This window comes from Chitinophaga sp. W3I9, assembly GCF_050434025.1.
GTDB lineage: Bacteria > Bacteroidota > Bacteroidia > Chitinophagales > Chitinophagaceae > Chitinophaga.
In genome coordinates, this window is the sequence record NZ_JBNPWC010000001.1 from 6,720,722 (window position 1) to 6,731,611 (window position 10,890).

At 48.1% G+C, this 10,890-nt stretch carries 7 protein-coding genes; 1 reads left to right on the forward strand and 6 read right to left on the reverse strand.

The window, feature by feature from the left end; all coding sequences use genetic code 11:
• Positions 1–125: 125 nt before the first annotated feature.
• The 5 genes from QFZ51_RS27235 to QFZ51_RS27255 form a co-directional block, all read right to left on the reverse strand.
• Entirely contained in the window at positions 126–1,586 is a 1,461-nt protein-coding gene (locus tag QFZ51_RS27235) for a glycoside hydrolase family 30 protein (RefSeq protein WP_429050578.1), read from the reverse strand.
• A gap of 73 nt (positions 1,587–1,659) precedes the next feature.
• Positions 1,660–3,060, reverse strand: a complete 1,401-nt coding sequence (locus QFZ51_RS27240) for a RagB/SusD family nutrient uptake outer membrane protein (RefSeq protein ID WP_429050579.1) — start codon at positions 3,058–3,060, stop codon at positions 1,660–1,662.
• Between the two features lie 24 nt (positions 3,061–3,084).
• The gene (locus QFZ51_RS27245) at positions 3,085–6,258 is read right to left on the reverse strand and encodes a TonB-dependent receptor (RefSeq protein WP_429050580.1); all 3,174 of its coding nucleotides are present in this window, start codon (positions 6,256–6,258) and stop codon (positions 3,085–3,087) included.
• A 177-nt stretch (positions 6,259–6,435) separates the two neighbouring features.
• Complete coding sequence (locus QFZ51_RS27250; RefSeq protein ID WP_429050581.1) at positions 6,436–7,476, reverse strand: FecR family protein; 1,041 nt, start codon at positions 7,474–7,476, stop codon at positions 6,436–6,438.
• A 67-nt stretch (positions 7,477–7,543) separates the two neighbouring features.
• Entirely contained in the window at positions 7,544–8,116 is a 573-nt protein-coding gene (locus QFZ51_RS27255) for a sigma-70 family RNA polymerase sigma factor (RefSeq protein WP_370908150.1), read from the reverse strand.
• 272 nt (positions 8,117–8,388) lie between these two features.
• Between QFZ51_RS27255 and QFZ51_RS27260 the strand changes: the two genes are divergently transcribed.
• Positions 8,389–10,227, forward strand: coding sequence for a hypothetical protein (locus QFZ51_RS27260; RefSeq protein ID WP_429050582.1), 1,839 nt, complete (start codon positions 8,389–8,391; stop codon positions 10,225–10,227).
• A 57-nt stretch (positions 10,228–10,284) separates the two neighbouring features.
• On the opposite strand, the gene QFZ51_RS27265 is transcribed toward QFZ51_RS27260, so the two are convergent.
• On the reverse strand, positions 10,285–10,866 hold the full coding sequence (locus QFZ51_RS27265; RefSeq protein ID WP_370908153.1) for an RNA polymerase sigma factor: 582 nt from the start codon (positions 10,864–10,866) through the stop codon (positions 10,285–10,287).
• Positions 10,867–10,890 lie beyond the last annotated feature (24 nt).

Below are 10,890 nucleotides of genomic sequence, written 5' to 3' on the forward strand. Positions count from 1 at the left end.
ACAATATGCCAACAAATATATCTTTCCAATACAAAACATCCGTAAAGAACAGGTTAAAAGAAAATGATTAACAAAAAAAAATGACCAGTAAAAACTGATCATCTTTCATAACTCCGAAAAAAAAATTACCACACAAAAGTAGCCACACTACCGGCAGGCAAAACAGGTACCACCTGCTTCCCCTGGTACTTCAGGTTAAAAGAAGCAGCTGCATTATTATCATTCAATACAATCAGCGCCTTTTTTCCATCTGGGCGTTTAAAGGCCACACTGTATAAATTCCCGCCATTGTTGCTGCTAATCCGTACGGAACCCGCAGGTACAAATTTGGATGCATGTGCAATGATATAGTAGGCCACATTCCGCGTAACATTGCTGCCGCTGACGGTAAGCGCACCTTTGCATTCGGTGCAGCCGCCGGGGGTATGCGGACCGTAATTAGGATCGTTGGCCAGGTTCCATTCCAGCGCAGTACGACTGTAATTACGCATGCTCCCGATGATCACATTTTTTATATGCCATTTCAGGTCGCCGTCGAAACCGCCGGTAGCACTGGTCCATTGCTCGGTAAAATACAAGGCCTTATCAGGCGCCGCAGCATGAACAGTAGATAACGCGCTGATGTCGCCTGCATAGAGGTGAAAGGCACTGCCATGCACAAACTTCGCGGCCGCTGCGTCGGCGAGGATGGTCAGCGGATAATCCGGGTGATCGCAGTTGTGATCGTATATAATAATTTTGGTGGCGATTCCCGCCGCCGCAAAGGCCGGCCCCAGGTTATTTTTGATAAAGTCGCGCTGCGCTTCCGCCACCATTTTCAGACTGGGATTATTGTCGGGATTCAATGGTTCATTTTGTGGTGTGATGGCATCAATAGTAATACCGGCTGCTTTCATCTGCTGCAGGTATTTCACCAGGTATTGTGCATACACTTCGTAGTACTTTGTTTGCAGGACGCCTCCTTTAAAAGAAGCATTGTCCTTCATCCATACCGGTGGGCTCCATGGCGTTGCGAGTATTTTCAGCTGCGGATTGATCAGCAGTATTTCTTTCAGCAAAGGGATCAAACCTGTGCCTGCGGACATATCTGCCTCCAGTGAAAAACGTGTCAATGATAAATCGGTTTGTCCTGCCGGTACATCATTATAGGTAAAAGGCGTGGCATTCAGATCAGAGGCGCCTATGCTGATGCGCAGGTAACTGATGCCAATGCTGTTAGCGGTATTACCAAACAGCTCCTGCAACAGTTGCTGCTTCGCGGTGGCATTCATGGCATTGATCAGTTGCGCGCTGCCGCCGGTAAGAGTATAGCCAAAGCCATCTACTTCCTGGAAAGCTGTGCTGCTGTCCACTTCAATAGTCGTATAACCGTTGGCGTTGGGGCTACTGAATACCGGCTGCCCGTTTCCAGGTTTCAACAGGCTTTGCTGATCCCCGGTGGTAACCCACCAGTTAACTGTGGCGCCGTTAGCACCATTGGTGTCTACCGGTGTTAAGGGTTGTGTAATGCCTTTACTGCCGGAGCAGGCGAAGAGTGCCAGCGCAAGGCCGCCGGCAAATAATATAGGGCGAAATATTTTTTGCATATGGAAAGGGTATTTAAACAAAGAGCCTGGTGTTATCCAGGCTCCTGTTCCGTTTTCATTTTTATAATTGCACTTACTTATTAATGTTAGGATTGCTGTCTATTTCGTCCTGCGAAATAGGGAAGTATAATTTATCCGTAGTTACGTTGTAGTTCAGGTTGTTGCCATTGCCATCTTTCTGTGCATTCATTACCGGGATGGCGCGGTTAGTGCGGAGCAAATCATACCAGCGATGGCCTTCAAACGCCAGTTCCAGCTGTCTTTCCTTTTCCACTGCCAGGCGCAGTGCTGCCTGTGTTTTGGCAGGGGTGTCGCCCAGCTTTGCACGATGCCTGATTTTATTGATGTAGTATTGCGCGCCGTTGGCAGTGTTATCCAGCTTGTTCAGCTCTGTTAACGCTTCCGCTTTCAGCAACAGGATGTCGGCATAACGCAGACGGTAAATATTGCTTTTACCATCGGCGTCGTTGTATTTATAGATCACCGGGACCGGTTGTTTCCAATAGTCGTCCGTCCAGGAAACATTCACAAATTTAATGCTGGCCGCTTTCCGCACCGCGTCGCCTTCCGCATCAAAAGCAGCTACGATTGTATGCGAAGGAATATTGAACTTTTTCCAGTCGCCCCACATAAACGGTGTATTCATACCCGTTACCCAGTTCTGGTGCAAAACACCATCAAATTGTGTTTCCCAGATGGACTCAATATTATTCTTTCCCGCTACGGTAAACAGGGTAGCAAAATCCGGCACCAGGTCGTAACCACTGGCGGTTACTGCATCACAGTAGGCAACTACTTTGTTCCAGTCGGGGTTGGGTTTCTGTGCATATACTTTTGCCAGCAACGCATTTACGGCTCCTTTCGCCACAATCCCTTTGTTACCTGCAGGTGGATTATCACGTACACGGGTCAACGCATATTCCAGGTCCTGTATGATCAGCGCATATACTTCTTCCGCAGGCTTTTTAGCCACGTACATACTTTGCAGGTCTGTTGGAATAGCAGTGATGATCGGGATTTCCTTCCAGCTTCTGATCAGGTTGAAGTAATGCCATGCGCGCAGGAAGGATGCTTCTCCCATGATCTCCTCACGACGTTCGGGCGTTAATCCTTTATCATCCGTGGTGGGCGTGATGCTGAGGATCAGGTTACAGTTTTTTATATCGGTGTACAGGTATTTCCAGTCTCTTTTCACGTTACCGTTGATGGAATTAACGGTGAACTTATCAATGGAAAAGTTTGCCGCGTTGTCACCACCTGCATAACCATTATCTGCAGATACATCTCCGTTGGTCAGGAAATCGGAGGTGTAGTACTCATCATACATATTATCGTAGGCGCCCAGCAGCAGCGACTCTGCAGTGGCAGTTTCCGACTGGGAAATTGGCTTCTTGTCCAGCAGATCCTTTGTGCAGGATGACAATAAAGACACGCTGAGAAAACCGGTAGCTATATAAGAAGTGAATTGTTTCATACTTGGAATAATTAATTGTTAAGACTAAAACTCAGCATTCAAACCAAAGATAAAGGCGCGTGACTGTGGATAGGTTCCATAATCGATACCCATAGCCGGACCGTTGGCTGCATCCTTGCTCACCTCCGGATCCAGTCCTTTGTACCTGGTAAATGTCAGCAGGTTTTGTCCTGTCACATACACATTCAAACGGCCAACGCCGATATGTTTCAACAGATCATTTGAAAATTTATAGCTCAGCGTAGCTGATTTCAGGCGCAGGTAAGAACCGTTTTCCACGAAGCGGGAAGACGATGCACTGTTGATGGTATTTCCTTTTTCAGCTTTTGGGATATCTGTAACATCCCCTGCCTGTTTCCAGCGGCGCAATACTGCGGTACTCTGGTTCTTGGAGTCGTACAAACCTTCCAGTTCCATACGGGTGGCGTTGAATATCTCGTTGCCCTGGATACCCTGGAAGAAAAGATTCAGGTCAAAGCCTTTGTAACTGATGCTATTTGTGAAACCATAGATAAAGTCGGGTTGCGCATTGCCGATCCAGGTGCGGTCACCATCAGATAACTTCTTGTCGCCATCCAGGTCTGCGTAAATCATGTTACCGGTAGCAGGATCAACGCCCTGTGCCACGTAACCATAAAATGCACCGAGGGGATGACCCGGTTCTACACGGATAGCGTTACCTCTTTCATATACATCTCCATAACCTAAACTTGGTGTAGGACCGAGGTTCAAGACCTTATTGCGGTTCATGGAAATATTACCATTGGCATTCCATTTCACTTCTTTATCGATGATCAGTGCATTCACACTCAGTTCTACTCCTTTATTTTCTATGCTGCCCACATTGTAACGTTGAGTACCAAAGCCGGAACTGGCAGGTGGCTGGATATCCACCAGCAGGTCATTCGTTTTCTTGATATAGGCATCAGCGGTAATATTGATGCGGCTGTTCAGGATACTCAGGTCCACACCCACGTTGCTCTGCGTAGTTTTTTCCCAGGTCAGGTCGTTCTTTGGCAGGTTGGTGAAGTTTAAACCACCGGTGCCATTGCTGCTGAACAGCCGGCGCCAGTCGTAATCGCCGATACCGTCGTTTCCGGTTTTACCCCAGCCTGCACGGATTTTCAGGTCATTTACGATACCGTCTTTGCTGAAGAAGTCTTCATTGGAAATACGCCATGCTGCTGATACAGACGGAAACCATCCGTAACGTGCATCCGGTGCAAACCTCGACGAGCCATCATAACGCATGGTAGCGGTGAACAGGTATTTATCAGCATAGCCATAATTCAGGCGGCCCAGGTAAGAACGTTTGCCCCATTGACTTTTCGTTACTTCCTGTTTTTCACGGATAGTGGAACCTGTCAGCGTAGGTATCTTATCACTGGTATATCCTTTGGCAATATCATCGGTGAAATTATAATCAGATTCCTGCATGGTATGACCAACCATAGCGCCCACATTGTGTTTGCCAAACTGTTTGTTATAGCTCACGGTGTTTTCCCATAACCATACAAAACGTTCGATCGACTGGGATTTACCATAACCAATTTTTTCCTTCGCGCCGTAATCAGTAGAATAAGGGTCCAGGAAATAATCATACCGGTAGCCTTCCGATTCCGCACCGAGGTTAGAACGGAAATGCAGTTCCGGCAGGATGGTGAAGTCTGCACTTACATTTCCCAGGAAACGGTTGTTGATGGCTTTCTGCTGTGGTGCAAAAGCATAGGCGATAGGATTCTGCCAGCTTTTGTTATTTGGGTTAGATGTATAGGTGCCATCTGCGTTATAAATACCGATGGTTGGCGGTGATGTTAAGGCCGACAGGATGGTGCCTCCTCTCGCTACGCCGCTGTTATCCGGCACATCTACGTAAACGGATCTGTTGAACGACAGGTTAGAGGCCAGTGTCAGCCAGTCTTTCACTTTATTATCGATGTTAGCCCTAACAGAATAACGGTCATAATCTGCCGGCGCCACCACTCCTTTTTGTTTCTGGTAACCGCCGGACACATAGTAATGTCCTTTCTCGGTACCACCGGAAACACCTACCTGGATATTCTGCTCACGGCCGGTTTTAAATGTTTCTTTCTGCCAGTCGGTGTTCAGGTTATTGGGATCGGTGATGCCCAGTTCGCCCATCAGCGTTTGATATTGAGCTGTATTTAGTACATCCATTTTCTTAGCGAAATTGGACATGCCGGTATAGGCGTTTACAAATACTTTCGACTGGCTGGTTCCTTTTTTAGTGGTAACGAGCACCACGCCATTCGCTCCGCTGGCGCCATAGATAGCGGCGGAAGACGCATCTTTCAGCACAGAGAAACTTTCAATATCGCTCGGATTCAGGAAATCAATGTTTGGTACAATCACCCCGTCTACTACAAACAGTGGGTTATTGCTGGCATTCAGGGAGGTATTACCACGGATGCTCACGTTCAGTCCTGCACCGGGTTTGCCGGAAGGCGCGGTAACGGTTACACCGGCGGCCTGGCCCTGTAAGCCTGCTGCGGCGCTTACAATCGGTCTGCTTTCAAAAGCGTCTGCTTTCACAACAGATACTGCACCAGTAATATCTTTCCTCCGCTGAGTACCATAACCCACTACCACCACTTCATTCAGCTTACTGTTTTCTGCAGTCAGCTTTACGGTGATATGCGTTTGTTCTCCTACCACTACTTCCTGCGGCTGATAACCAATAAACGAAATCACCAGCACCGCCTGTTTGTCGGGAACCGGCAGGGTGAATTTACCATCCGGGGAGGTGGTGGTGCCTGTGGTGCTGCCCTTTATTCTCACGGTAGCGCCGGGCACCGGTAAACCGTCTTCACCGGTTACCACACCGGTTACCACTATATTCTGACGGCCATCGGCAGGTGTGAGGAACAGCAGGACCTGCTGGTTGTCTATCACCTTAAAGCCGATGCCCATAGGCTTTAAAATATCATCAAAAAACTCCTTCAGCTGTCTGGATTTCAGCTCTACGGATACCTTCCGGTTTACATCCACCATATCGCTGCTATAGGTGAAATTCACGCCCGTCTGGGTCCGGATCTGGTTCAGCAGCTTCCTCACGGAAGTTTGCTCTGCCGAAATGGAGATCGGTTTTTCCAGCACAGACTGTGAGTTCACCTTATTGGCGTACAGCGACAGTGAAAAAACGGAAGCAAGAATAAGTTGAACAGCAGTTAATCTCATAACGTAGTAGATTACGGCAGCGAATCGCTTTTTTTTCATAACTTGTGTGGCTTTGTTTCGTTAATTGAAAGTTTGCGGACATAGCGCATTTTAACCGCGGCAAACGGTTAATTTTACTAAACTGGTAATGCCCCACATTACCAGTTTTTTCTTTTGGTGACTTTTATAGTATCTTCATTAATTACATCCTTTCCCTTTTATATAAATGGTGGTACCCTTTACTTCATATGAAGCCTGAACAGATTGGCAAATAATGTCCAGCTTCTCGTATAGATGTTGTTTCGTGATATCTCCTGTAAAATGACAACGGCTGAATTGCCCGTTATCTGTTTCAATGGTAATGGCATAAGTATCTTCCAAAGCCTTTAATACCTCTTCCAGCGAAGCATCTTCATAACTGAACGTGGGCTGCTTTTCCGGTGCTGTTACCGGCTTTGGATCGTCTACTAACGAGGTGGTGAACTGGTTATTTTCTGTTTTATATGTAACCTTCTGGTTGGGTGTAATAATAATGCTGTTGGCAGATGCTGTAAATAAAGTATCATTCTTTTTCTTCCGTTCATAAACAGATACTTTCCCGGTTACCACGGCTACTTCTACTTTATGACTTACTTTGTCATGGCTCACATAAAAACTGGTTCCCAATACCTCTGCCAGCACTCCTTCGCTGGTGTGTACGATAAAATGCCTGCTGGCATCGTGCGCTATCCGGAAAAATGCGTTTCCGCTGAGGTACACATCTCTTGTATGACCACTGAATGCAGGCGGATAATACACTATGCTTCCCGGTTCCAGCCTCACCTCCGATCCGTCACTCAGTGCCACTTCCCGGTTGTTGTCCGTTTCATTGAAAACGGATACGTATCCTCCCGGGATAGGCTCCTGCGTAAATATGTTCCTTGGCGTAATGGTCCGTTGCTGCGACCACCAATACCAGGCGCCTGTAACGGCCAGTACGAGGCAGCCCGCAATAGCTAACCGCGCTACCTGCCGGGGCCACATCCGCACTACCGGTGTTTCCGGTTCCCCACTGCCAACAGTGGCAGTTACATTGGACCAGATCCGGCTTTCAATGCGCTGCTTTTCTTCTGCAGATATCTCTATTTCACTTTCGTTGATAAATGAACGGTACCAGGCCAATACCAGTTTTTCCTCCTGCGGGGTGCATTGCCCCGAAAGATATTTTTCAAGCAGGTCGTCGAATTCATATTGGCTCATGGAATCAGTTTATCTGATTACATTGACGCATAACTGAATTAAACCCCTAAAAAAAATTTAAAGAATTTTACAGGAAGGAAGACATATAGCCGCGGAGCCGCTGCCGCAGCAGTTTTATAGCCTTTGTGATATGATATTCCACGGCCTTTTCGGTGAGATCGAGGTTGCCTGCTATTTCGCGGACCGACTTATTTTCAAAACGGCTCAACCGGAAAACGGCCTGGGTTTTCTCCGGCAGCTCCCGCAACGTTTTTTCGATGTCTTTCAGGAGAAGCTCCCTGTTTACATCTTCTTCTGTTGTATTTACCAATGGATCGGTGTCCAGTGTTTCCATGTATTTTTCTGCCGTCATCTTCCTGCGCTGGGAATCGTGCAGGCTATTTCTGAGCGAAACAGCCAGGTAAGCGCCTATATTATGGATCACCACCTTGCGCCGGTTGGTCCACAACCGCTCAAAAATGGTCTGGATCAGCTCTTCCGCCTCGTGCTGGGAACTCGTGCGCTTCACAGCAGCGCTGTACAGCTTGAACCAAAATCTTTTATAGATTTCTTCAAACGCACGCATATCCTCACTCACCTGGAAAGCTGTCACCAAATCCTCCTCATCATACAGGGAATAATTGCTGCTATCTTCTTTCATGTTGCTCTACCAAACCTAACCGGCAAAATAAGCGCTTTTATCCCGGATGCCCAAAATACCTTTCCATTTATCAGCGCATTCCCGCCACCGCGCGATATATACGCATTTGGCATTTCCCGCACTTATCCTCTTGATAACGAAGGAATTTAGGTGGAGATTTGTTAAAGAGGCAGGGGCCATTATAACAGCACAAACAGTCCCCAAAAAATTCTAGTGAAGAACACCCCAAAAGCACCTGCTTCCGATTTAAAATAACCCCAAAAAATAATGTCATGAGCTACCAGTTCAAAGGCAATTTAAAGGGCCTCCTGTGCGATAAATATTGCATAGAAGCCATTGCCAATGTTAAGATCCGGCTTTACCGGGCCGCCGTTTCCCGGGAAGTTGTCCTGCAGGCTACTGCTGCAGAGAAGGAAACCTTCCATGAAGTATCTGCAGAAGAAGCCAAAAAGAAAGCCGGCAACCTGCTGGCAGAAGCCCTCACCGATGCGGAAGGCAACTTCGCCTTTTCTCTTGGAAGGGAAAGTAAATATGAAGGCGAAGCCTTCGAAATCGACTTCGAATGCGGCAATGTGCCACGGCCCAAACCTTACCCGGGCAAACTGCCTACCCTGCAGTTTCACATCACTACCCTCCAGCCACGGTGGCGCGGACAGGAAAATGATTTCTTCGCCTCCTGGGAATATGTAATCCCCAACCGCTGGTGGTGTCTTATCCGCGCTAAATACGATGCATGGGTCATCTGCGGCCGCGTGATCAACTGTAAAACCCAGAAACCCCTTGAAGGCCTGCGCGTAGCCGCTTTTGATGTAGACTGGCTCCAGGATGATCCGCTTGGCAGTCAGCTCACCGATGCCACCGGGCATTTCCGGATAGATTATACGATGGCCGACTTCAGCCAAACGCTGTTGTCGCCCTGGCTCAACGTGGAATGGCCGGCAGGTCCCGATCTCTATTTCAGCATCACCGAACCCGTATCCGGCGCGGTATTGCTGAAAGAAGACCGCAGCGTGGGCCATCGCGCCGACCGTACCAACCGCGGCCCCTGCTTCTGCATAGAACTCTGCGTACCGGATGATATCACACCTAATAATGAAGTACCCGCCCTCTTTGAAAGAGTAGGCGCCTACGACATAGGCCCCACCGGCGCCCAGTTTGATGCACAGGGTTATACTACCGATGTGCCGCGTCTTTCTTTCTACGGTGCGCTTGATCTTAACGGCACCCTGCCCAGCGGCACCAACTCCAATGAAATGGAATACCGCTTCCGCATCATCAACGCCGACACCAGCTACGAACTCAGCGCCACACAGGTACTCAGCGCCCTGCTGCCATTCAAGATCGGTGAACTGCTGAAACAAACCGGCCCCACCACCTGGACGCACGACGCGGTCATTGTTACCCCGGCCATCAACGGCGCCGGAGAAGTGTGGATCCCGGTACCACGCGGCAATAACTTAACCACTGGTATCTTCACCCCTACTAATGGTGTACTGGCTATCCTCAACACTTCCCAGCTGGTACTCAATGCCACCGGCACCACCTTCGCAAGGGATAATTTCGATCTCACCGCCCCCGCTGTGCTCGTAGCCGGCAACGCCGTACCACCTACGCAAAGGGCAGGCATCCATACTTTCAAAATTATCTTCGAAGCAAGAAAAGTTGGTACCACTACACTCACCGCTATCAACACCTTGGAGAAAATAGTCGTGTCCAATGTGAATTATAAACAAAGAAGACACCCCGGATGGGGCTATACCGGCGATGAAAATATTCTCGCAGCAGCCATGCTGGAAATCGGAGAAACTACCGGCAGCGGCCATGGTTGCGGAGGCATCACCACCACCGTTACCGCGCAATACACCATTGCCCACCCGCACATCGAGGCATTCACCATCCGCTTTGAAGGCAACCCGGTACTCCCGGCGTCCTTCCACGGCGGACCACCACCGACAGCGGCGGAATACCATAACAACAGCCTGGTATTCTCTACCGCCGGAATGGAACCCTGCGCGTATATTCTCTGGCTGGATCTGCAATTAGGTCTTACCAACGGCTACCAGAAAATACCACAGGTACATGATCATATTGCTTTCTGCAAAACAGCTTAACATAAAAAAGCAGCGAAGGAAATCTTCGCTGCTTTTTTTATCCATTAATTCCAGCTTTCAGGCCCGTTTTAAAACGTAAAGGATCAGGAGTAAAGTGAAGTCGCCAAACTGTTCGCGCAAACTTTCGAGCGCACTATATATCAGCTTGTAGGCGCCCACTACATTCATGTGCATAATGTCAGCGATCTCTTCGTAAGAAAGATCCTCATAGTATTTCAGGAATACCGCCTCCCGTTGCCGGTTAGTAAGAATAGAGAGCAACATATCTACTTTGGCGGTAAGTTCCTCCATACGCTCTTTCCTCACCATCGGATGTCCGCCGATAAGTTCCAGTTGAAAAGGAATATGTTCTCCACTCAGCTCTTCCTCATGCCGCGAAGGATTATAATCCAGCTTCCGAAGCAGGATACGCCGGAAAGAAAGATACATGTACTGTTTCACCACTGCCGGACTTTCAATACGCTCCCTGTTTTGCCATAGCTTCAGGAAAAGATCCTGCATGCTTTCTTCTATGCATACATTATCGGGCGTAAATTTAAATCCGTAGTTCGTGAGCGGGGAATAATACAATTCATATAATCCTTCCAGGGCTTTTACATCTCCTTCTTTATAGGAGTACCATAATTCATTATCATGCATGACGTTGGAATAATGGGATTAGTT

What these genes read in the sequence shown, in the direction of transcription:
- QFZ51_RS27235 (WP_429050578.1), bottom strand. Translation starts at nt 1,586, where the DNA reads ATGCAAAAAATATTTCGCCCTATATTATTTGCCGGCGGCCTTGCGCTG.
- QFZ51_RS27240 (WP_429050579.1), bottom strand. Translation starts at nt 3,060, where the DNA reads ATGAAACAATTCACTTCTTATATAGCTACCGGTTTTCTCAGCGTGTCT.
- QFZ51_RS27245 (WP_429050580.1), bottom strand. Translation starts at nt 6,258, where the DNA reads ATGAGATTAACTGCTGTTCAACTTATTCTTGCTTCCGTTTTTTCACTG.
- QFZ51_RS27250 (WP_429050581.1), bottom strand. Translation starts at nt 7,476, where the DNA reads ATGAGCCAATATGAATTCGACGACCTGCTTGAAAAATATCTTTCGGGG.
- QFZ51_RS27255 (WP_370908150.1), bottom strand. Translation starts at nt 8,116, where the DNA reads ATGAAAGAAGATAGCAGCAATTATTCCCTGTATGATGAGGAGGATTTG.
- QFZ51_RS27260 (WP_429050582.1), top strand. Translation starts at nt 8,389, where the DNA reads ATGAGCTACCAGTTCAAAGGCAATTTAAAGGGCCTCCTGTGCGATAAA.
- QFZ51_RS27265 (WP_370908153.1), bottom strand. Translation starts at nt 10,866, where the DNA reads ATGCATGATAATGAATTATGGTACTCCTATAAAGAAGGAGATGTAAAA.